18 protein-coding genes and 4 pseudogenes are annotated in these 21,741 nt (G+C 43.1%); 19 read left to right on the top strand and 3 right to left on the bottom strand.

Annotation, left to right across the window (positions count from 1 at the left end; translation table 11 throughout):
- Nucleotides 1–123: 123 nt before the first annotated feature.
- The 10 genes and pseudogenes from AB5618_RS17675 to AB5618_RS17630 all read left to right on the top strand — a co-directional run.
- Nucleotides 124–237, top strand: a pseudogene (locus AB5618_RS17675) (sigma-70 family RNA polymerase sigma factor); the annotation flags it as partial.
- A gap of 198 nt (nucleotides 238–435) precedes the next feature.
- Entirely contained in the window at nucleotides 436–1,647 is a 1,212-nt protein-coding gene (locus tag AB5618_RS17670; RefSeq protein WP_173735110.1) for an ATP-binding protein, read from the top strand.
- A gap of 347 nt (nucleotides 1,648–1,994) precedes the next feature.
- Nucleotides 1,995–2,366 carry a TnpV protein gene (locus tag AB5618_RS17665; protein WP_173735109.1) on the top strand — a complete coding sequence of 124 codons (372 nt, stop codon included), beginning with the start codon at nucleotides 1,995–1,997 and terminating at the stop codon, nucleotides 2,364–2,366.
- Nucleotides 2,367–2,580: 214 nt separating this feature from the next.
- Nucleotides 2,581–2,910, top strand: a complete 330-nt coding sequence (locus AB5618_RS17660) for a DUF6442 family protein (protein WP_173735108.1) — start codon at nucleotides 2,581–2,583, stop codon at nucleotides 2,908–2,910.
- The gene (locus AB5618_RS17655) at nucleotides 2,907–3,113 is read left to right on the top strand and encodes a helix-turn-helix transcriptional regulator (RefSeq protein ID WP_003865061.1); all 207 of its coding nucleotides are present in this window, start codon (nucleotides 2,907–2,909) and stop codon (nucleotides 3,111–3,113) included. Before AB5618_RS17660 ends, AB5618_RS17655 begins: the two co-directional genes overlap by 4 nt.
- Before the next feature lie 9 nt (nucleotides 3,114–3,122).
- A complete protein-coding gene (locus AB5618_RS17650) occupies nucleotides 3,123–3,425 on the top strand; it encodes a hypothetical protein (protein ID WP_008121271.1) in 303 nt (100 codons plus the stop codon).
- 19 nt (nucleotides 3,426–3,444) lie between these two features.
- Nucleotides 3,445–4,242, top strand: a complete 798-nt coding sequence (locus AB5618_RS17645) for a YhfC family intramembrane metalloprotease (RefSeq protein ID WP_244095555.1) — start codon at nucleotides 3,445–3,447, stop codon at nucleotides 4,240–4,242.
- Between the two features lie 243 nt (nucleotides 4,243–4,485).
- A complete protein-coding gene (locus AB5618_RS17640; protein ID WP_226854288.1) occupies nucleotides 4,486–4,671 on the top strand; it encodes a hypothetical protein in 186 nt (61 codons plus the stop codon).
- A pseudogene (locus tag AB5618_RS17635) lies at nucleotides 4,607–4,855 on the top strand (AAA family ATPase); the annotation flags it as partial. The gene AB5618_RS17640 and the pseudogene AB5618_RS17635, both read left to right, overlap by 65 nt.
- A gap of 186 nt (nucleotides 4,856–5,041) precedes the next feature.
- Nucleotides 5,042–5,146: pseudogene (locus AB5618_RS17630) on the top strand (sensor histidine kinase); the annotation flags it as partial.
- Nucleotides 5,147–5,685: 539 nt separating this feature from the next.
- Here AB5618_RS17630 and AB5618_RS17625 read toward each other — a convergent pair.
- The gene (locus AB5618_RS17625) at nucleotides 5,686–7,065 is read right to left on the bottom strand and encodes an aldehyde dehydrogenase (protein WP_173735106.1); all 1,380 of its coding nucleotides are present in this window, start codon (nucleotides 7,063–7,065) and stop codon (nucleotides 5,686–5,688) included.
- Nucleotides 7,066–7,236: 171 nt separating this feature from the next.
- Entirely contained in the window at nucleotides 7,237–8,457 is a 1,221-nt protein-coding gene (locus AB5618_RS17620) for an iron-containing alcohol dehydrogenase (RefSeq protein WP_173735105.1), read from the bottom strand.
- Between the two features lie 500 nt (nucleotides 8,458–8,957).
- Here AB5618_RS17620 and AB5618_RS17615 point away from each other — a divergent pair, with 500 nt between their 5' ends.
- The 6 genes and pseudogenes from AB5618_RS17615 to AB5618_RS17590 form a co-directional block, all read left to right on the top strand.
- The gene (locus AB5618_RS17615) at nucleotides 8,958–11,837 is read left to right on the top strand and encodes an NYN domain-containing protein (protein ID WP_368366932.1); all 2,880 of its coding nucleotides are present in this window, start codon (nucleotides 8,958–8,960) and stop codon (nucleotides 11,835–11,837) included.
- A 131-nt stretch (nucleotides 11,838–11,968) separates the two neighbouring features.
- Nucleotides 11,969–12,469 (top strand): transcription elongation factor GreA, encoded by a 501-nt coding sequence (greA, locus tag AB5618_RS17610; protein ID WP_148461684.1) that lies wholly within the window; start codon nucleotides 11,969–11,971, stop codon nucleotides 12,467–12,469.
- A gap of 358 nt (nucleotides 12,470–12,827) precedes the next feature.
- The gene (locus tag AB5618_RS17605; RefSeq protein WP_148461683.1) at nucleotides 12,828–14,597 is read left to right on the top strand and encodes a Na/Pi cotransporter family protein; all 1,770 of its coding nucleotides are present in this window, start codon (nucleotides 12,828–12,830) and stop codon (nucleotides 14,595–14,597) included.
- A gap of 297 nt (nucleotides 14,598–14,894) precedes the next feature.
- A complete protein-coding gene (locus AB5618_RS17600) occupies nucleotides 14,895–15,581 on the top strand; it encodes a response regulator transcription factor (RefSeq protein WP_173718208.1) in 687 nt (228 codons plus the stop codon).
- Nucleotides 15,578–16,912 (top strand): ATP-binding protein, encoded by a 1,335-nt coding sequence (locus tag AB5618_RS17595; RefSeq protein WP_195379425.1) that lies wholly within the window; start codon nucleotides 15,578–15,580, stop codon nucleotides 16,910–16,912. Before AB5618_RS17600 ends, AB5618_RS17595 begins: the two co-directional genes overlap by 4 nt.
- Nucleotides 16,913–16,931: 19 nt before the next feature.
- Nucleotides 16,932–16,982 (top strand): annotated as a pseudogene (locus AB5618_RS17590) (DUF6783 domain-containing protein); the annotation flags it as partial.
- A 19-nt stretch (nucleotides 16,983–17,001) separates the two neighbouring features.
- Here the strand turns inward: AB5618_RS17590 and nagB are convergent.
- Nucleotides 17,002–17,727, bottom strand: a complete 726-nt coding sequence (gene nagB, locus AB5618_RS17585; RefSeq protein ID WP_118582282.1) for a glucosamine-6-phosphate deaminase — start codon at nucleotides 17,725–17,727, stop codon at nucleotides 17,002–17,004.
- A 259-nt stretch (nucleotides 17,728–17,986) separates the two neighbouring features.
- Here nagB and AB5618_RS17580 point away from each other — a divergent pair, with 259 nt between their 5' ends.
- From AB5618_RS17580 to AB5618_RS17570, 3 genes are read left to right on the top strand one after another with little or no spacing between them, the layout of a single operon-like run.
- A complete protein-coding gene (locus AB5618_RS17580) occupies nucleotides 17,987–19,729 on the top strand; it encodes a sensor histidine kinase (protein WP_148461680.1) in 1,743 nt (580 codons plus the stop codon).
- Entirely contained in the window at nucleotides 19,704–20,459 is a 756-nt protein-coding gene (locus tag AB5618_RS17575) for a response regulator (RefSeq protein ID WP_148461679.1), read from the top strand. The genes AB5618_RS17580 and AB5618_RS17575 overlap by 26 nt, the downstream gene beginning before the upstream one ends.
- A complete protein-coding gene (locus tag AB5618_RS17570) occupies nucleotides 20,443–21,702 on the top strand; it encodes an ABC transporter substrate-binding protein (RefSeq protein WP_148461678.1) in 1,260 nt (419 codons plus the stop codon). Before AB5618_RS17575 ends, AB5618_RS17570 begins: the two co-directional genes overlap by 17 nt.
- Nucleotides 21,703–21,741 lie beyond the last annotated feature (39 nt).

The following is a 21,741-nucleotide window of genomic DNA, read 5'->3' as shown; positions in this document are numbered from 1 at the left end:
AACTGCCAGCAGATAAATTTCTGCTGGCAGGAAAAATTTATATTTTTTCAATTGTCTACTTGACGGGGAGCGGTTCAATTTCCCGACAGCCCTTTCCCATAATCGAAGAAAGGGGGATTTTCCATGACCGAACAGGAAGCCTATCAAGAACATATCCGTTATGCCCATGATACCTACTGTCGGATTGTTATTCGCCATGCGTCCTTTGACGCTGCCTGTATGCTGGCGGCGGCGTGGTACTGATCGGCACGACTCTGGTGCTGCTGCTTTCTGGACTTTTGGGTTAAACTACGATATTCTGAAACTGCAAAGAAACAGAATTCGACACAATCCGAAAAAGTCAATGAAAATCAATGAAAGTTGCGGTTTGTAATCGCAAAACCTATTGATTTTTTTATGCGCTTGCGGTATTATGGAACCATGGAGGTGGTTCCTATGATAGACAGACCGCTCTACGTCGATAAGATTATGGCCTACACCGACACACCTTTTGTAAAAGTGTTGACGGGTGTTCGCCGCTGCGGAAAATCCACAGTCCTTAAAATGATCATGGAGAAGCTGCAACAGGAGCATGGTGTTCCGTCTGAGAGGATTGTCAGCATGCGCTTCGATTCTATGGATTATGAGGATATGACAACGAAGGATATGTTCAAGGCTGTCAAAGAAAAGCTAAAGCCAACTGGGAGAACGTATCTCTTTCTGGATGAGGTTCAGGAAATTGAAGGCTGGGAGAAAGTAGTAAACTCCCTGGCAACGGATTATGATGTTGACCTTTATGTGACAGGCTCCAATTCCAGAATGATGTCTTCGGAAATAGCGACTTACTTGACCGGACGATATGTTTCCTTCCGTATCTATACGCTTTCGTTTCAGGAATATCTGGAATTTAAAAAGCAGTATACACAGGTAAAGGATATCCATGCTGAACTGGCAGACTATATCCGCTTGGGTGGCTTCCCTGCAACACACCTGCGAGAGTATTCACAGGATGAGGTTTATACGATTGTCCGGGACATCTATAATTCTACAATTTTTTCGGATATCGTAAAGAGAAACCAGATTCGTAAGATCGACCAGTTGGAACGGGTGGTTCGGTACACGTTTGCGAATGTGGGAAATTCATTCTCGGCAAAATCAATTTCGGATTATCTGAAATCGGAGCATCGTTCAATCGACAATGAAACGGTGTACAGTTATCTGGAAAAGCTGGAGAAAGCATATCTTCTTCATCGTTGTTCTCGATACGACCTGCGCGGGAAGGAGATTCTGAAAACGCAGGAGAAGTTTTATCTTGCTGATACCGCTTTACGTTACAGCGTGCTGGGCTATACACCAGACAGCGTTGCTTCCAGTCTGGAAAATGTGGTGTATCTGGAACTTTGCAGACGAGGATATACCGTGATGATTGGAAAAACGCCGGATGGTGAAGTCGATTTTGTGGCGCAGAAGCAGAATGACCGGTTGTATGTGCAGGTCACACAGGAGATTAAATCCGAAAAAACAGAAAAGCGCGAATATGAACGGCTGCTGGAAATCCGGGATAACTATCCGAAGTATGTTTTAAGAACCGATGAATTTGCCGGAGGCAATTACCAGGGCATTAAGAGTATGCACATTGCAGATTTTCTATTGAGCACAGAATATTAACGATGAGGGCGGCGGTGAGCCGCCCTTTTTACATAGCCAGGTTTCTGATTGAAATGGGAGACCTGGCTATTTTTTTGCCCTTTTGCAGGTGCATATGCAGGGGGACATTCACTATTCATCAGCCCATTAGGGCGCATCGTACAAGGAGGTACACATTTATGGCATTTTTCAACAGCGCAGTAACCGTTCTTCAATCACTATTATCGTCAGCGTGTATGTGCTGTGTGTGGCAGTACCTACTGGCCTACACACAGTCAGCAGAAATTCTGTTCAGATGAATGTACAAAGGTAAACCACAACAAAAAATCATTGGAGTTTTACCACAAGAAGCAAAAGGAGAAAACACTATGCAAAGATTTATTACAGACGAAAGAACAGGTATCCGATACGAACTCATCGGAGATTACTATTATCCCTGCCTGACAGTAGAGGAAAGTCCTCCCCTTTCAAAATACGGATGGTTGCGGCAACGATATTTGAGGGAACATAAGCGTGTGCTATATTTTAATCTGCTGACAAGCGGAAAGTTATATGAACACCTTGCCGAAATTGATACTTCGGCTCGTGATATGGCGGAATATCTGATAAAGGAAATGGCAAAGAAGCAGGGTGTAACGGAAGAACTGAAAGCAGCGGATATGATGAGATGGATAGGATTGATGAATAACATTCGAGCCTGTGCCGATGAGATTGTATTGAATGATATTGTGTATTCCTAACGGATACCAACCGAAGAAGAACTGCTGTCAAACCGATGGCAGTTTTTCTTTTTCGGCAAGTATTCAAGAAGTCATTAAGTCGTGAGTATAATCGAAGTGGTAGAAAAGTTATCTCTTATATCGGTTGTAACTTTTTTATGAACTCTATTGACAAGAAAACTTGGTATGTATATAATTTAAATATGCAAAGAAAACTTGGCATGGAGGTGTTTTTATGAAAAAGGACGAAATCTTAAATGCAAGCAGAAAAGAACATCGCAATAAGGACTTGGCTGAAATGGAAGTGATATATCAAGCCGGAAGTCACGCAAGCAGAGTTGGTGCTTTAGTGTGTTGTTTGCTTTCGCTGTTATCTTCTGTGCTTGCTCATACTATGATTTACAGTCCGTGGGTTATATACTTCAGCATTATTGCAACACAATGGTTAGTTCGTTTTATCAAAATGAAGCGAAAGAGCGATTTGGTCTTGACTGTTCTGTTTTTTGTGCTTTCCATTTTGGCATTTGTTGGATTTGTTAGCCACCTTTTAGAGGTGAGAATATGAAAGAACAATTACAACTGAAAAATCACTTAAAGGAAGTTCGCACAGAAGCAAATCTTTCTCAAGCTCAGCTTGCAGAAATGGTAGGGGTATCAAGAAATACCATTAGTTCTATTGAAACAGGACAGTTTAATCCAACTGCAAAATTGGCTCTAATTCTTTGTATTGCATTGGACAAAAAATTTGAGGAACTATTCTATTTTTAGGAGGTCATTATGGAAAATATTATAATGTTGATTTTGGGAGTGTTCATATCTGTTGTGGGAATTGTAAATATCAAAGGCAATATCAGCACAATTCACTCTTATAACAGGCGAAAAGTAAAGGAAGAAGATATACCAAAGTATGGAAAAACAGTCGGCACAGGAACGCTGATTATAGGAATATCTCTTGTATTAGGTTTTATTGTTTCGTTTTGGAGTGAAATAATTATAGATTATATCATTCTTCCAGCAGTTATTGTCGGATTAGGCTTTATATTGTATGGACAGTTCAAATACAATAAAGGAATTTTTTGAGAATCAGGGAGGTATAAAGATGGAATTGAACACAATATCAGGTCTGGCGATAGCGGGAGTTATCAGCTCCGTTGTCCTCTCGATGGGGGTACCGATTGCTTTGTTCATTGCAGGAAGGGTGAAGCTTAAGGCAAGGATTTCCTCGTTCTTTATCGGAGCAGGAACCTATCTGCTGTTTGCCATGCTGTTGGAGCAGCAGCTGCATGTTCTTGTCATTCAGTTCTGCGGACTGAACGCACAGAGCAGGCCATGGCTTTACTATGTGTACGCGGCTTTGGCTGCAGCGGTTTTTGAAGAGACCGGAAGACTGATTGCCATGAAGTTCTGGATGAAGAAATGGCTGGATTTTCCAAATGCACTGATGTATGGAATCGGGCATGGCGGTGTAGAGGCCATTCTGATCGGAGGACTCTCCGGAATCAGCAATCTTGTGTCCATGCTGATGATCAACAGCGGAGCCATGCAGAATACGCTGGCGGCACTTCCTGCTGAGTCTGCAAACCAGACCGTGTCACAGCTGTCGGCCCTATGGACAACACCGGCACCACTCTTTTTTGTAAGCGGAATCGAAAGAATCAGTGCCATCATTCTGCATATCGGGTTGTCACTGCTGATCTACCGGGCGGTAAAGGCAGGCAAATGCAGGACAGCGGCTTTTACAGCGGTTCTTGCATATGGGATTCATTTTATCGTGGACTTCTTTGCCGTGGCAGGTCCGGCGCTTCTTCCCATCTATGTGATTGAAATTGGTGTCTTTGTGATGGCAGCCGGAACTCTTGTTATGGCGCTGAAGATGGGAAGGATGGAAGAACTGTGAATTCCAGTTTTCTGCAATCATAAAACAGAATATATCTGACAGAACGCACCGTAGAAATACGGTGTTTTTTGTTACCCAAACCCACAATTTCATACACAACCACAGGTTAGTACAAACACCTTGCAATTTTTTGCAAGGCTTAGAAAGGAAATTTTCCCTGATTTTCGCCCCGAGAAATGACACAAACAAGGCTTAATGTATCTTTCCTGTGGTTTTTATTTTCAGACGGAAAGGTGGATTGATATGCCGAGAATGAGCAAGAAACGGAAACAAGAGTGGGCGTTGTTTCTGAATGATCGAAACCGCATTACCTACAACGAACTTTGCAGAAAATGCAGGAATGACTGTAAGCAGAGTTTTCGCTGTGTTGTGGTGCATTGCCCAAAATATTTATCGAAAAGGAGAACAAAGAACTATGAAAATGATTGAAAATGAAATGAATGTAACTGTACCTCTTGAAATTATCAAGGCAAGCGAAATTGAGCCGAAAGAAGTGAAATGGCTGTGGTATCCGTATATTCCGTTTGGCAAGGTTACTCTGTTGCAGGGCAATCCCGGCGATGGGAAAAGCAAGTTAATGTTATCAATCGCCGCCCTGCTCTCAAATGGAGAACCAAGAAGAATGATGCTTCCCGATTATGGTACGGTGAGTATGAAGGGAACGCAGTATTATCGAACCCGTGTGACAGATCAGCAGGGACGGCGGGTTTCCTTATATGCAAGACGACTATGATTTAAACCAGGCAATCTGTTTTTCTTTGAAAAAGTCAGGATATGGAGTTTTGGGGGCGGCTTTTATGGAAAAGGGATTGCACCAGAGCGGCAGGCACAGATTTTTACAAGATTTTACTGTGAACCGGAGGTGCATGACAAGCCTGGTGTTGGAATTATCATCTTTCTTGCCAGCCGGAAACCTGCAAAAATGGAAGCTGCTGTTTCGCCTATCGAGGTACTTGGCTATCGTCCTTCTCATAACGCATCAAAAACAAGAAAAGCAGGAGAGGGAAATTTGCTCACAAGACTTTCCAGGGAACAGTTCACAAAAGATAAGAAGAGGACTTTTATGGTACTGTTGTCTCTGGCTGCCAGTTTGTCTGTGTACCTTTGTGTTGTGACCATGCTGGACAGCCAGGCTGCAAGAACCATTGTATCCAATTTTATGGACAGTGATCTCACAGGTTGGAATGGAAGTATTGTGGAAAGGATTAAGGGAGTAGAATAATTGTTATTGAGCTGCATTTTTACGAAAGGGACATGTCAACTTTGGACTTGGAACTTTCATAGTAAAAATGCGGCTCTTTTGTCATATTAATTAACAACCAATGTTAAACATTTTGCAAATCGCATTAAATAATTCGGTGCAGCTATTGAAATTAAAACACATAGTTTCGACCTCCTTATTTTTTATTTACGCGAGCAACGAGCCAAAGTAATAGTAACACTTTATTTCAAGAAAATATGGATCAGCTTATCATAAATCCGTCTATAAGGCTGATACCTCATCGGCAGGTCAATCCAGGTTTTTTTGTCTACGATGCTCTTGTAATGGGAAAAGGTCTCGAAGCCTTTCTGGCCGTGATAGCTTCCCATACCGCTTTCGCCAAAGCCGCCGAATGGCATTTCGCTGGTGGCGAGGTGAATGATCACATCATTGATACAGCCACCGCCGAAGCCACATTCAGAGGTGATTTTTTCGCAGATGGCTTTGTCCTGGGCAAAAATGTAAAGAGCCAGAGGATGTGCCATGGAATTTACATTTCGGATTACTTCATCTATGGAAGTAAAGGTAAGGACAGGCATTACCGGACCGAAAATTTCTTCCTGCATTACGGCATCTTCAAAGGTTACCTGATCCATGACGGTAGGCTCGATCTGTAAAGTCTCCGGATGGGCATTGCCGCCACAGACAACCTTGGCAGGATCGATCAGGTTCAAAATGCGGTTGAAATGCTTTTCGTTGATGATCTTTCCGTAATTTTTGTTATCCAGAGGTGACTTACCAAATTGTTTACGAATCTGTTTCTGAATCTGCTTCAGAAGCTCATCCTTCACTTCCCTGTGACAGTAAATGTAGTCAGGGGCTACGCAGGTTTGTCCACAGTTCAGATATTTTCCAAATACAATACGTTTGGCGGCAAGCTTGATATTTGCAGATTTATCTACAATGCAGGGGCTTTTTCCCCCAAGCTCCAGGGTAACAGGAGTGAGGTGTTCGCTGGCATGGCGCATAACCTCTTTTCCCACAGCCTGGCTGCCGGTGAAAAAGATGTAGTCAAAGTGCTCCTGGAGAAGGCAGGAGTTTTCCTGGCGTCCACCCATAACAACGGCTACATATTCTTCCGGAAAACATTCGCGGACGATTTCGCAGATGATATTGCTGGTGGCAGGAGAGTAGGCACTGGGTTTTAATACTGCAGTGTTTCCGGCGGCGATGGCGTCTACTAGTGGATCAAAGGTGAGAAGAAAGGGATAGTTCCATGGACTCATGATCAGGGTGACACCGTATGGGGACGGCTTCATGTAACTTCTGGAATGGAACTGGGCAAGTGGTGTGTGCACTGTTTTTTCTTTGGAAAGAGAGCGGATGTGCTTCAGCATATAGGTAATCTCGCTGAGAACGAGACCGGATTCGCACATATAGCTCTCGAAGCTGCTTTTTCCAAGGTCTGACTTCAGGGCAGCATTGATCTGCTCCTGGTGGGACTGGATGGAGGTTTGCAGCCGTTTTAAGGCAGTGATGCGAAAGTCAATATTTAAGGTAGCGCCTGTATAAAAATAGTTCCGCTGCTTGCGGATGATTTCCTGGATTGCTTCCTGGGTCATGGGAAAGTCCTTTCTGATTATTTATAATGTATTTGATGTTTTGAAATATAGTTTACATAATGTAAAAGGCTATAAAGGGGGTAATTCAAAACTATCTTATTTAAATTGAGATTACCGAATGTAATGTTATAAAGGTGACAATATGGCATTTTTCAAACACACTTTATCTTTTTATTGCACTGTGTTTTCTTTAGCCGGCATCAGCATATAATAAAATTTCTCCAGCTCCTGTGCATCCATCAGTACCGGTACCGGATACAGCGGATTCGCCTCTTTGTCCGCATAGTGTGACAGCTTCGGAATGTCTTCTTCCTGGATTTCCGGGATGGTATCGCCGATTCCGAAGCGGGCCTTCATGTCTTTGACCGCCTGGATAAAGTTTAATGCGGCTTCTTCTTCCGGTGTTTCTTTGGAGGCAACCCCGGCAGCAACAGCAAGGGCTGCCAGCTTCTTATAAATTGTTTTTCCGTAAGCTTCCAGAACATAAGGGAGAAGTACAGCGTTGGCAAGTCCATGTGGAACATTGTATTGTCCTCCCAGAGAATGGGCAACTGCATGTACATAGCCTACATAGGATTTTGTAAAAGCGCAGCCAGCGAAATAAGAGGCGCGGAGCATATTCCGGCGCGCTTCTTTATTGCTTCCGTCGGTGTAAGCAGTGTCCAGATTTTCGAAAATCAGCTGCACTGCATCCCAGGCATTTTTACGGGTGCCTGGTGTAGTGGAATTACCAATATAAGCTTCCACTGCATGGGTGAGTGCATCCATACCTGTGGTAGCGGTGATGAATGGTGGAAGGCTTAATGTGACCTTGGGGTCAAGCACAGCGTATCGGGGAATCAGCGGGAAGTCATTGATGGCATATTTATGCCGGGTTTCGGCGTCCACGATTACTGCTGCCAGTGTAGTTTCGCTTCCGGTTCCTGCAGTGGTTGGAACGGCGATAAGAAGTGGAAGCTTTTTGTGCACTTTCAGGATTCCTTTCATCTTTGCAAGAGACTGATGAGGTTTGGCGACTCTAGCGCCTACTGCCTTGGCGCAGTCCATACTGGAGCCTCCGCCGAAGCCTATAATGGCCTGACAGTTATTTTCATGATAAAGTTCAAGTGCCTCAGCCACATTCACAGTGGTAGGATTTGCTACTGTTTTGTCATAAAGGATATAGGGAATGCTGCTGTCTGTCAACACTTTTTCAAGGCGGTCTGTAAGACCAAGCTTATGGATTCCTGCATCTGTAATAATCAGCACATTTTCACATTTTTTCTTTTTCAGCACATCAGGAATAGCTTTCAGACTGCTGATGATCTCCGGATTTCGGTATGGCAGGAATGGAAGGGCAAATTTGAATACATTCTGAAAAATCCGACAGTATATTTTTTTTAAGGGATTCATATGGAAGTTCTCACTTTCTGTTGATACACGCTCTAAAATATAACGTTGCATCAATCGGTTCTATTGTGTAATTGTTCAGTACCTTCACAGCTACATGCTTTGTGGAATAATTACTTTATTATTGTACTTTTTTTATCACGTATGAATTATACCATGTTATCAAATATTGTAAAGATAAAACAATTTTATTATAAAACAAATTGCAACATATATCTTGCAGAAAGTCTTTTTCAAACATGCTCTGGCCCGAACCCCTATCCATGAATTCAATCAAGCAGGCATGGTTTATTCATTGCTGCTGTCCGGGACTTGCATAGTAAAAACACCTGGCGGAATATTGCCAGTGGACAGTAACCATAAGGTGATTTATTGAAAATAATGAAATAAACACCTGTGTCTCGACTGGCGCCTTCTGTTGTGATATACTGAAACAAGAGATTTTTACAACAGGAGGCGTTTTCGTGGGTGAACAGTCAGAGAAAATAAAGAAAAATATTTGTATGGGGCTGCTGGCTCATGTAGATGCAGGAAAAACTACATTGTCAGAAGCACTTTTATATTTAAGCGGCAAGATACGAAAGCTTGGAAGAGTGGATCACAAGGATGCATATCTGGATACCTCTCCCCTTGAGCGCGAGCGGGGAATCACGATTTTTTCCAAGCAGGCAGTGCTGGAATTCCCGGAAACAAGAGTTACCATTCTGGATACGCCTGGGCATGTGGATTTTTCTGCAGAGATGGAACGTACCTTGCAGGTTCTGGACTATGCAGTGCTTTTGATTAACGGTGCAGATGGTGTGCAGGGACATACGGTGACTTTATGGAAATTGCTTGAGCGGTACCAGATCCCCACATTTATTTTTGTGAACAAAATGGATCAGGATGGAACGGACCACGATGCTCTTTTGACCGAATTGAAAAAAAGGCTGAATGAGAACTGCATGGATTTTTCAGAAAATGAAAATGCTGATGGGGATTTGGAACCGGAATTACCGGCTGGTGAAAAAGAACAGCAGAATTTGATGGAAAATAAATTTTCTGAAGAATTTCTGGAGAGCCTTGCCATGTGTGACGAGAAACTGCTGGAAAAATATCTGGAAACAGGAGAAGTATCCAGGAGAGAGATTACCGGTCTGATCGCAGATCGAAAGGTTTTTCCATGCTATTTTGGTTCTGCACTGAGAATGGAAGGGGTGGAGAAGCTGATCCACGGACTGGACAGGTACACCAGATGGCCGGTATATCCTGAGGCTTTTGGTGCGAAGGTTTATAAGATCGCCAGAGACGATCAGGGAAACCGTCTTTCCTATATGAAGATTACAGGCGGGACACTGAAAGTAAAAGAACTTCTTATTACCAGCAAGGGAAATGTGGCAGCAGGAGAGGAAGTATGGGAGGAAAAGGCTGACCAGATCCGGATTTACTCTGGCGCCAGATTTGAATTGGTGAAAGAAGTGCCCGCGGGAACCGTGTGCGCAGTGACAGGTCTTTCCCATACTTTTCCAGGACAGGGACTTGGCGTGACAGAGAATTCCAATATGCCAGTACTGGAGCCGGTACTGAACTATCAGATTATTTTGCCGGAAGGCTGCGATGTGCATCAGATGCTGAAGAAGCTGAGAGAACTGGAAGAGGAAGATCCTCAGCTTCATATTGTGTGGGACGAGCAGCTGGGAGAAATCCACGCCATGCTCATGGGAGATGTGCAGATCGAGATCCTGAAAAGGCTGATCTGGGAGCGGTTCCATGTGGCTGTGGATTTTGGAACGGGAAATATTGTATATAAAGAAACCATTGCGGCACCTGTGGAAGGTGTGGGACATTTTGAGCCTTTGCGCCATTATGCGGAAGTTCACCTTCTTCTGGAACCAGGGGAGCAAGGAAGCGGAATGCAGTTTTTTACCGCCTGCAGTGAGGATGTGCTGGACCGGAACTGGCAGAGACTGATCCTCACTCATCTGGAAGAAAAGGAACACAGAGGAGTGCTGACTGGTGCACCGATCACAGATATGCAGATTACCCTGCTTACCGGACGGGCCCACCAGAAACACACAGAAGGCGGAGATTTCCGTCAGGCTACTTATCGGGCTATCCGTCAGGGGCTTAAGAAAGCACAGAATGTTCTGCTGGAGCCTTACTATGAATTTCGGCTGGAAGTGCCGGTGGAGGTTGTTGGCCGTGCAATGAATGATATCCAGAAAATGCAGGGAACTCTTCTTCCTATGGAGACAGAGGCAAATACCGCTATTTTGAAGGGAAAAGCGCCTGTTTCGACTATGCGCGATTACCAGAAAGAAGTAGTTTCTTATACAAGGGGAATGGGAAGACTGTTCTGCAGTTTAAAAGGATATGAGCCTTGTAAAAATCAAGATGAGATCGTGGAACAGATCGGCTACGATTCTGAGCGGGATCTGGATAATCCTACCGGGTCTGTATTTTGTGCCCATGGAGCCGGATTTGTGGTGCCATGGTATGAAGTGGAAGAGTATATGCACCTGGATACTGGGATTATGGCAGAGTTTGAGGATGATCTCAGCGAGGAAGACTGGGAGGATGCTGCGTCAGGCTCTGGAAATCCTGCAAGTGGAGACGATACTGCTCAAAGTGCCAGAAATTCAGCACGCAGTGGAGCTGGTAGTACAGGAACTGCCAGAAATACATCTGGAAGTGGAAGTCATGCGGGAAGTGGTTACCAGCCGCCGGAATCTGCCTACCGTGGAAGCTATGAGGATGACAAAGAACTTCAGGCCATTTTTGAGCGTACCTTTGGTCCGGTGAAAAGAGACCGCGTGTCTTCTTATAAAAAAGTGGTAAGTGCCCTATCTTATTCTGGCAGCAGTTCTTCTGCAAAAAAAGACCAGGAAGAATACCTTCTTGTGGATGGTTATAACATTATTTTTGCCTGGCCGGAGCTGAAAGAACTGGCAGATGCGGATGTCCGTGCAGCACAGACGAAGCTGATGGATATTTTAAGTAATTATCAGGGATATAAGAAATGTACTTTGATTCTTGTATTTGATGCTTACAAGGTGGAGGGACACCAGGAGGAAGTGCTTACTTATCACAATATTCATGTGGTTTACACAAAAGAAGCGGAGACTGCCGATCAATATATTGAAAAAACAGTCCACAAAATCGGCAGACAGCATCAGGTAACGGTTGCTACTTCAGACGGACTGGAACAGATTATCATTATGGGTCAGGGCGCCAACCGTATTTCCGCAAGAGGTCTGAAAGAAGAAATCGAAGAGACCAGAAAGCAGCTCCGCCAGGAATGGCATCAGCACCGCCAGTCCAGTCATACCTATCTTTTTGATCATGCAGATGCTGAGACTGCGAAGCTGATGGAAGAAGTCCGACTGGGGAAAAAGAAATTATAGGGTTTCTGTTCATGGAGTGAACAATAGCATTATTGGAATTAATGTTTTCCATTGGCAATTTGACAAACTCTTTGCCATCTGTTAAGGTGGTGTGCAAAGTGGTGTTGCAGCTATAAAGGAGATGTATAAAAATGAGAGAGAAGCTCACCAAAAAAGACGTAGAGAAAATTGAACAGGAGATTGAGCACCGTAAGCTGGTTGTCCGCAAAGAGGCAATTGAGGCAGTAAAGGAAGCACGTGCCCAGGGCGATTTAAGTGAGAATTTTGAATACTACGCTGCCAAGCGTCATAAGAATCAGAACGAGAGTCGCATCCGCTATCTGGAGAATATGTTAAAAACAGCAACCATCGTTTCTGATAAATCCTGCAGTGACGAGGTTGGAATGGATGACATTGTAGAAGTTTATTTTGAGGAAGATGACGAGATTGAGAAATATAAGCTTGTTACTTCCATCCGGGGAAATTCCATGGAGAACAGAATCAGTATTGACTCTCCGATTGGCATGGCACTGAAAGGACATAAGATTGGCGACAGAGTGGAAGTAAAGGTAAATGACAATTACAGTTATTTTCTGGAAATCCGCTCCATCGATAAAACCCATTCAGAGGAAGAGGAAATCCGAGGATTTTAAAAGTATTAGAGCGTGTAACAGTGAAGATACGGAATCATTACACGTATTATATAAAAATCCCTCATGAGATATGCAGCGATAATTGTAAAATTATTCTTCATGTTTCCTGGGGGATTTTTTTGAATGTAAAATTTGGAAAATACAGTAAAATCAACTATCAAACAAATATTTTACATTTTCAACAGCCTGGCTTTACATTTTTTCGGTATAAGAAAATCCAAGATTGTAAAGTATTTTACATATATTTAACATTCTTCTCACCCGAAACTTTACATAGCCCACTTATATTGGTTTTGTAAACAAAAGAAATTAAGAACCCAATAAACTTTTAAAAGGATAAAAAAGGAGAGGAAACGTAATGGATTTTTTTAGCATTCTGACATTGGTCGGAGGACTGGCGATGTTCCTTTATGGAATGCAGGTAATGGGAGACGGTCTGGAAAAGCTTTCCGGCGGTAAACTGGAAAAGATTCTGGAAAACCTTTCATCTAACCGTGTGAAAGCAGTTTTGGTTGGTGCAGCAGTTACTGCAATCATTCAGTCTTCATCGGCAACCACAGTTATGGTAGTCGGCTTCGTAAACTCGGGAATCATGCATCTGTCCCAGGCTGTTGGCTTTATTATGGGCGCAAATATCGGTACTACTGTTACCGCATGGATCCTCAGCCTGGCAGGAATTGAAAGCTCCAATTTCTTTGTAAGACTTTTGAACCCAAACTCATTTTCACCGATTCTGGCATTGATCGGAGTTGTTTTTATTGTCTTCCTTCATGATGAAAAGAAGAAAGATATTGGAAACATTCTGGTTGGTTTCGCAGTGCTGATGTTCGGTATGAATACCATGAGCGGTGCCGTAAAACCTCTGGCAGAGGTACCGGAATTTACAAACATCCTTCTGAAGTTCTCCAACCCTGTTTTAGGTGTGCTGGCCGGTGCACTTCTGACTGCTGTTATTCAGTCTTCATCAGCTTCTGTTGGTATTCTCCAGGCGCTTTGTGTAACTGGTGCAGTCCGTTACGGAGCAGCGCTTCCGATTATCATGGGACAGAATATTGGAACCTGTATTACAGCAATGCTTTCTTCAATCGGTGCTACTAAGAATGCAAAACGTGCAGCAATCGTTCATCTGTACTTCAATATTGTAGGAACTGTTACATTTATGGTTGTATTCTATGTGCTGAATGGATTTTTACATTTCTCTTTCATTGAAGAAGTGGCAGGTCCTGCCGGCATCGCAGTGATCCACAGTGCCTTTAACATCATTGCAACACTTGTACTTCTTCCATTTGGAGATATGCTTGTAAAAATGGCATGTGCAACTGTCCGTGATACAAAAGAGGAGAAAGTTATTTCCGCAGAAGATCAGGAGTTTATGATCCTGGAATCCCGTTTTCTTAGTAATCCTGGTATTGCTATTGAGCAGAGCAAAACAGCTGCCAGGAAAATGGCAGAGCAGTCCAAAACCGCTTTGAACCTTTCTTTTGGTTTGCTGGATGATTTCCAGGAGGAGACAGCTTTCCGTGTGGAAAAGATTGAAGCAAAGGTTGACCGCTATGAGGACGAACTGGGAACCTATCTGATCAAGTTGAATCAGAAAGATCTTTCTCTGGAAGACAGCCACAGCTTGTCCATTATGCTTCACTGTATCGGAGATTTTGAGCGTATTTCCGATCACGCACTTAGCATTATGAAATCTGCAAAGGAAATTTCAGAAAAAAATGCCCGCTTTTCAGACAAGGCAGTGCAGGAACTTCACATTATGGAAAAAGCCGTGTCGGATATTGTGGAAAAAGCGTATAGCGTTTTTGCAAACCAGGACATGAGAGCAGCCGAAGAAATTGAGCCTCTGGAAGAAGTGATCGATGAGCTAAGCCGTGAGCTGAAAAGACGCCATGTAAATCGTCTTCGTGCCGGAGAATGTACAATAGAGATGGGATTTGTGCTTTCTGACATTACAACCAGCCTGGAGAGAATCGCAGATCATTGTTCCAATATCGGAGTCTGTGTGACTCAGGTGCATGAGGATCTTTATGATACCCACAGTCACCTTGACACTGTAAAAAATGCACCGGGAGAACATTTCCATCACGAACTGGAGGTTGCCCGTGTGAACTATATGCTTCCGTAACCGGGAGAGTAGATGTTGCCAGTTGCTGCTCTGGAAAAATTCCTGTGAGAATCATTTCCGGAGGCAGCGACTGGTAATATAATTTTTGCGGCGCGAAAACATGCGAATGTATGATTTCTGTTCATCGCGAAGCGTGTTACTGGTCAGGTCGTGAACGGTAACCTGTTTTCCTGCTTTTTACCGTGACTTTACAGTTGTGCACTTGTATAAGGGGAAAAAAGTACGTATACTAAGAAATAATGATGATTTACAGGTAATGTAAAAAATAGGTAAGACATGGGAGGAGAATACTAAAAAATGATTTTTTGTGTTGAAGATGATAACAACATCCGTGATCTTTTAGTATATACATTAGAGACGACCGGATTTCATGCAAGAGGGTTAGAAGACTCCCAGGAATTGTGGAAAGCCCTTGCAGAGGAGGAACCAGAGCTGATTCTTCTTGATATTATGCTTCCGGGAGAGGATGGATATTCCATTCTGGAAAAACTGAAAAAATCTTCCGGAACCAGAGATATTCCCATCATTATGGTAACTGCCAAGGAAGCAGAATTTGATAAGGTTCGTGCTCTGGAAGCCGGTGCAGACGATTATATTACCAAGCCCTTTGGAATGATGGAATTTATAGCCAGGGTGAAGGCGGTGCTTAGGCGCAGCAGCCGCCACGGAGATGACAGAGAGCTTAGCTGTGAGGAACTTCGTATTTTTCCAGGCCGTCATCAGGTGTATTGTGATGAGCAGCCTGTGGAGCTTACCCGCAAGGAATTTGAACTTCTTCTGTATCTTATGGAAAACAGAGGAATCGTTATGACCCGTGACCAGATTTTGTGCCATATATGGGGCTATGATTTTGACGGGGAGACCAGAACTGTGGATGTACATGTGCGAACCCTTCGGCAGAAGCTTGGGGATGCCGGCAGACTAATCGAGACTGTCCGCGGCGTAGGTTACAGAATGGCAGACAAGGGAGGCAGTCAGGGATGAAAAAGAAAATCCTCAGTCATACCAGTGTGATGATCGTTCTCACGGTTATCCTTACCTTTATAGCCGCCAGCTTTGTGATGTATGATAAGTTTAACAGTACTATGAAAAAGGGCGTCCGAGATGAAGCTGAATATGTAAAAGTGGGGATTGAAGAAGTTGGAGAAGAGTATTTAAACGGAAATGTGGGAAAAACCACAGATACCCGTATTACGCTCACCGATTCAGAGGGAAACGTACTCTATGATAATGAGGCAGAGGCTTCAAAACTTCCAAACCACAGCAGCCGTCCGGAATTTATCCAGGCTATGGAAGATGGACAGGGAGAAATCGTCCGTTATTCGGAAACCTTGTCACACCAGACCTTTTATTATGCGGTGAAGCTGAATGATGGCAGAATCCTCCGCCTGGCAAAAACAACAGACAGTGTGTTCCATACGTTGCTTAGCAGCTTTATCTGGCTTGGAATTTTGATGCTGTTGATCATTCTGGTAGAGATCGTTCTGGTGCAAAGGCAGACAAAGAGTCTGATCGAGCCGGTGAACAACCTGGATCTGGAGCATCCTCTTTCGAATGTATGCTACGAAGAACTCCGTCCTTTGTTGATGCGGGTGGATCAGCAGAATAAGCAGATTGCAAGCCAGCTGGAGGAGTTGAAGAAGACTGAGGCTGTGAGAAGGGAATTCTCTGCAAATGTTTCCCATGAATTAAAGACACCTCTGATGTCTATTTCCGGTTATGCGGAGCTGATGATGAATGGAATGGTGAGACCGGAGAATATTGCTGATTTTTCAGGACGAATCTATAAGGAGGCCAATCGTCTGGGAAATCTGGTGGCAGATATTATCCAGCTGTCGCGCCTGGATGAACAGCAGGATGCAGTGGTCTCCATGGAAAGTGTGGAGCTTGATGAGCTGGCAAAGGATGTGGTAAACAATCTCCGGGATCATGCGGAAAAGAAAAACATTTCGTTGGATTATTGTGGTATTCCAATCAACATTCAGGGAGTACGGCATGTTTTATATGAAATGCTGTACAATATTGCGGACAATGCTGTTCGTTACACCAATCCGGGAGGACACATTCATATTTATGTAGGCAGAAAAGGGAATCGTCCTTTTTACCGGGTTGAGGATGATGGAATCGGAATTCCGAAATCTGAACAGAAAAGAATATTTGAGAGATTTTACCGGGTGGACAAAAGCCATTCGCGGCAGACTGGAGGAACCGGTCTTGGACTGTCCATTGTAAAGCACGGGGCAACCTTACATCATGCACAGATCAATGTGGACAGCGATCTTGGAAAAGGTACAAAAATGGAGCTGCTTTTTTAGAGCGTGTTGAAAAAGGCTTTCTGCAAATTGTGACGTACAGCTTGCAGAAAGCCTTTTTGGAACATATTGAAGCAGCTCCTTTTTTTTAATTACAGTTCGCTCAGTGCATCCTCATCTGCCACAATAATTGCATTGGGATGGAACTGAAGGATGGAAGCCGGGCACTGTGGGGTAACAGGTCCTTTGATCGCAGCAGCGAGAGCCTTGGCTTTATTCTTGCCGTTAGCTACAAGAAGAATGGTCTTTGCGCTCATAATATTGCCAGTTCCCATAGAAATAGCCTTGCGAGGCACATCCTCCTCGCTTGCAAAAAAGCGTTTATTCGCCTGGATGGTAGCCTCTGTAAGATCTACACAGTGTGTGCCAGCCTGGAAATGGTCGTCTGGTTCATTAAATCCGATGTGACCATTAGGTCCTATTCCAAGAAGCTGAAGGTCTGCAGCTCCTATATTCTTAAGCAGTGTATTGTAAGCTTCGCAGCAGGCCTCTGTATCCGGATTGGTTCCGTCCGGAACATAGGTATTCTTAATATCTATATTGACTCTGCTGAACAGGTTCTTGTTCATGAAGTAACGGTAGCTCTGGTCATTGGATCCGTCCAGTCCTACATATTCGTCCAGGTTCACAGATTTTACATGGGAAAAATCCAGTATTCCCTCTTCATACATAGCAGCTAGCTGATCGTAGGTACCTACCGGGGAAGAACCGGTAGCAAGTCCAAGGATACAATCCGGTTTGGACAAAATAACACCGGCGATAATGGTAGCTGCAGTACGGCTCAGCTCTTCATAATTCTTAACTTTAATTACTTTCATTTTACCTCTCCTTCTTTGTCAATAAGTGAGTATGATCACTTTAACAAGGTGCAAAAAAATAACGGCATTATCAGAATGCTGTCATATAAAAACCCTGCCCTTGTTCTTTCAGACAATAACAGTATACCCTATATTTAGGTGAAATGCTATAAATATTTCTGCTTTTTATTGCTTTTTTTGGTGAAAACTGATTGCAAGTTTCGAAAGCTTTTCCTATAATGAATTTATAATATAGAAATTTACCCTGGGGATAAATAAAATGAAAAAAAACTACACTCTGAAAAGGGAACTTACATTTCTGATGATACTGACCTCTGTATGTACTTTACTGTCTGTATGTGCAGCTGTTTTCTATGTCTTTTTCTCTTTCTTCTTTCAGAAAACACAGGAAGATATTGAATATGTACTTCGATATACCAGTCAGCAGTATGAGGCTCATATGCAGTTTATTGAGGATAGTGTGATCGCCATACGTCATAATACGGTACTGGATGACTTTTTTCAGAAAGAAGAATACGACCTGGAGGAAATAGAACCACAGCTTTCTTACAGCATGGAGCTTTTTTCAGAGCGGAATATGGTGGAACGCCAGCTTCCTTTTGTTACTGGAATTTATCTGTTTAATAATGGGAATGAATGTATTTATGAGCACTATTATGCCACCACACTGGCTGCCGGGAGAGAACAGAAGCGAAAATACGAAAACATGCAGCAGGAATTTAAAAGTACCAGTGACCAGTACGCCTGTTTGTCTGATAAAGATGAATTAAATATTTTTTTTAGAATTTATGATGAAAATATGAGGGAAAAAGGAATCGGAATCGTGCAGATCAGTCAGAGTGCAGTAGCGAAAGTTCTGGAAACGGTACAGCTGTATCATAATGGAGGATGGGCTGTCCTGGATAAAAACGATCAGCTGCTTGCCTCAGAAGGAGCTCAGGAGCTGGTGAAAAAGCTGCAGACTTCTGAGAATTCATGGAATGGAACAAAAGACCTGGCAGGTACGAAGGTGATTGGTTATGGAAATCTCTGTGGATTTGGAGTACGTACAGTGATCTCAGTAGGGTATGGGAATATTTTTTCTATTTTGAAGCCCACTCTTTTTATCGTTCTTGTGGGTCTTATTGTGGTACTGGGAATTGCATTTCTGGTTGCATATGCTATCAGCTACCGTTTCACCAAACCGGTTACCAGGATGATCCAAAGCATACAGGCTTTTGGAAAACCGGATCTGAATGCCAGAATGGAAGATTCCTCTATTCAGGAATTTCATGACATGGGAATCGTGTTTAATGAGATGGCAGACAGGATCGAATATCTGATTACTCAGGTTTATGAAAAAGAAATTGTGGCAGCCCGGTCTCAGGTAAAATATCTGCAGTCCCAGATAAATCCGCATTTCCAGTTTAATATTCTGGCCATGCTGAGTCTGAAAGCGAAAATGGCTGGAAACGAAGAAGTTTACGATGGACTGAATGCTTTTTCCAGACTGATGCAGGGTAAGATATTCCGGGAAAAAGAGATTAAGATAAAGGTAAAAGAGGAACTGGAAATAGTTCAGTTTTATTTATATCTGCAGAAAAGCCGTTACCAGGATAAACTGTCTTATGAGGTGAAGCTTGAAGATGAAAAAATCGGCGAAGATCTGATTCCCCGTCTTCTTATTGAGCCACTGGTGGAAAATGCAGTTTCGCATGGTTTGGAACCAAAGCGTGGAAAAGGAAATCTGCAGGTCCTTTTATATGAAAGGGAAATGCTCTACATCTGGGTAAAAGATGATGGAGTAGGCGTTTGTCGGAATCAGACGAAGGCAGAGGAAAATAAAGAAAAAACTCCTCATACCCATGTGGGCTGGGAAAATACAAAGAAAATGCTCCGGATCCTGTATGGAGATTATTACAAGTTTCAGGTCTGGAGCGAACCGGGAAAGGGAACGGAAATAGAAATTGCAGTTCCAATTGAAAGAGGTGGAAATTATGTGGAAAGTGGTAGCAGCCGATGATGAAGGATACATCAGAGAGGCTTTGCAGAAACTGATAAATTGGGAAAAAATGGACTGTTCTTTGGAGAGCGTAGTCAGTGATGGACAGGAACTATTGGAGAAGATCCGGGGAGAAATGCCGGACATTGTGATCACAGATATACAGATGCCTGGTGTTGACGGATTAGAAGTATGTAAATATGTATACGAAACCTGCCCGGAAACCCAGGTGATCATCCTTACCGCATATTCAGATTTTGAGTATGCCAAACGTGCCATTAAATACAGTGTATGTGAGTATGTGCTTAAGATTTCCATTATAGACGAACTTCCACTGGCAGTGGAAAAAGCAATTGGAAAGCTATCCAGACTGAAAAAGGAGATCGAAATCCAGGAGCATACGAAGGCAGAAGAACCGGAATCACTGCTTGATCAGATTGAACAGTATCTGGAAGAAAATTTTCGCAAAAAGATCACGCTGGATGATATTGCAGATACCCTGCATGTGAACCGCAGCTATCTCAGCCGTTATTATAAGAATAAAACAGGTGTGAATCTGTTTGATGAGATTTTAATGAAACGGGTGGAAAAGGCAAAAGAATATCTGCAGAATACAGAGATGAAGACTTATGAGATTTCAGAAGCGGTAGGAGTGGAAGATGCTGGTTATTTCTCAAAAATGTTTAAAAAGATAACCGGGGTATCACCAAAAGAATTCAGGAAAAGAGAACAACATGAAGAGAAAAATTAGAGGTCTTTTCTTTAGTATCGGAATAGCCGGGAGTCTGATCCTTGGAGGCTGCGGGAAAGAAGAAAAAGAGCCTGTAACTATCACAATGATTCATGCATGGGGCGGAACTGGTGAAGATCATGTAGCTATGAGGGATATTTACGATGGATTTCAGAAGGAGAATCCGGACATTGAGGTGCAGCTGATCTCCATGCCAGGAAGAAAGGAAATGCTGCGTAAGGTGGAGGACATGATCATGGTGGGAGATATGCCGGATGTGATTACCTTCAGCGGTATGGGACAGAATACAACCTATGATTTTATTGTAGAAAATGATATGGCGCTGGATATTATGCCCTATGTGAAAAAAGATGAAGAGTTTGCCTCCAATATTTCCCAGACCAATCTGAACTATTGGACCACAGAAGAAGGGGAGCTGTTTACAGTGTCAGATGTTTTGTCCTTAAGTGGTGGTTATTGGTATAATGAAGATATTCTGCACGCAGCTGGCGTAAAGGAAATTCCCAGGACCTGGGATGCTTTTCGCGGTATGTGCTACAAAATCTGGAAATGGTCGGAACGTGAGAATAATGAAATTGCTTCGCTTCAGACATCTCCGGAGGGCTATCTTTATTTTATGGATCATATGCTTCTGGAAGAAGGTACAGAAAAGGACAGAAACGATATCGGTACAATTTCAGAGGTATTGAAACGGCTGCAGGAAATTTATGTATATTCCACCTCCGAAAATGCAGAATACAGTTATTTGGATGAGACCAGATTGTTCAATGAAGGAAAGCTTGCCATATATGTGAATGGCGTATGGGGCGCTTCCATGATTTCCGAAAACATTAATGCCAAGTATGCACTGCTTCCAACTACATCCGGGAAGAAGCTGTCTTGCGAATCTGCCTGTTTTGGTTATGTGCTTGGAAAAAGTGGAAACGAACAGAAAGAGGAGGCTTCCATCCGGTTCCTGAAATATATGCTAAGCAAGAAGGTGCAGACGCGGATTTTGGAGGAAACAGAGCAGATTCCGGCGAATAAGCAGGTAGTTCTGGATTCTTACGAGAAGGAAATGCCGCGGCTGTTTCAGGCTGCTTCCCTGGTATTAAGCGCAGAGGATAAAATTGAAGTTCCGGATAATCTGTGGACTTATGAACAGAAAGCCTATTTTACAGAAAACATTTTCAGAGAGCTTACCGGTAAAATTTCACCGGAAGCTTTTACCCGGCAGCTGGGTGAAATGAAAATAGATAAATAGGGAAAATAAAGATAAGGAAAATATTGCCGTCAGGTAAAT

Origin of the sequence: Ruminococcus sp. J1101004sp1_RTP21198st1_B9_RTP21198_201120, assembly GCF_040924245.1 — a bacterium.
Classification (GTDB): Bacteria; Bacillota; Clostridia; order Lachnospirales; family Lachnospiraceae; genus Blautia_A; species Blautia_A faecis.
This window is presented reverse-complemented; position numbering and strand designations above follow the sequence as displayed.

Coding starts and splice junctions, on each gene's coding strand:
- AB5618_RS17640 (WP_226854288.1), top strand. CDS start 4,486: ATGCCGAGAATGAGCAAGAAACGGAAACAAGAGTGGGCGTTGTTTCTG.
- AB5618_RS17615 (WP_368366932.1), top strand. CDS start 8,958: ATGGGGCTGCTGGCTCATGTAGATGCAGGAAAAACTACATTGTCAGAA.
- AB5618_RS17595 (WP_195379425.1), top strand. CDS start 15,578: ATGAAAAAGAAAATCCTCAGTCATACCAGTGTGATGATCGTTCTCACG.
- AB5618_RS17625 (WP_173735106.1), bottom strand. CDS start 7,065: ATGACCCAGGAAGCAATCCAGGAAATCATCCGCAAGCAGCGGAACTAT.
- AB5618_RS17620 (WP_173735105.1), bottom strand. CDS start 8,457: ATGAATCCCTTAAAAAAAATATACTGTCGGATTTTTCAGAATGTATTC.
- AB5618_RS17660 (WP_173735108.1), top strand. CDS start 2,581: ATGAAAAAGGACGAAATCTTAAATGCAAGCAGAAAAGAACATCGCAAT.
- greA (WP_148461684.1), top strand. CDS start 11,969: ATGAGAGAGAAGCTCACCAAAAAAGACGTAGAGAAAATTGAACAGGAG.
- AB5618_RS17570 (WP_148461678.1), top strand. CDS start 20,443: ATGAAGAGAAAAATTAGAGGTCTTTTCTTTAGTATCGGAATAGCCGGG.
- nagB (WP_118582282.1), bottom strand. CDS start 17,727: ATGAAAGTAATTAAAGTTAAGAATTATGAAGAGCTGAGCCGTACTGCA.
- AB5618_RS17665 (WP_173735109.1), top strand. CDS start 1,995: ATGCAAAGATTTATTACAGACGAAAGAACAGGTATCCGATACGAACTC.
- AB5618_RS17580 (WP_148461680.1), top strand. CDS start 17,987: ATGAAAAAAAACTACACTCTGAAAAGGGAACTTACATTTCTGATGATA.
- AB5618_RS17670 (WP_173735110.1), top strand. CDS start 436: ATGATAGACAGACCGCTCTACGTCGATAAGATTATGGCCTACACCGAC.
- AB5618_RS17605 (WP_148461683.1), top strand. CDS start 12,828: ATGGATTTTTTTAGCATTCTGACATTGGTCGGAGGACTGGCGATGTTC.
- AB5618_RS17600 (WP_173718208.1), top strand. CDS start 14,895: ATGATTTTTTGTGTTGAAGATGATAACAACATCCGTGATCTTTTAGTA.
- AB5618_RS17650 (WP_008121271.1), top strand. CDS start 3,123: ATGGAAAATATTATAATGTTGATTTTGGGAGTGTTCATATCTGTTGTG.
- AB5618_RS17575 (WP_148461679.1), top strand. CDS start 19,704: ATGTGGAAAGTGGTAGCAGCCGATGATGAAGGATACATCAGAGAGGCT.
- AB5618_RS17655 (WP_003865061.1), top strand. CDS start 2,907: ATGAAAGAACAATTACAACTGAAAAATCACTTAAAGGAAGTTCGCACA.
- AB5618_RS17645 (WP_244095555.1), top strand. CDS start 3,445: ATGGAATTGAACACAATATCAGGTCTGGCGATAGCGGGAGTTATCAGC.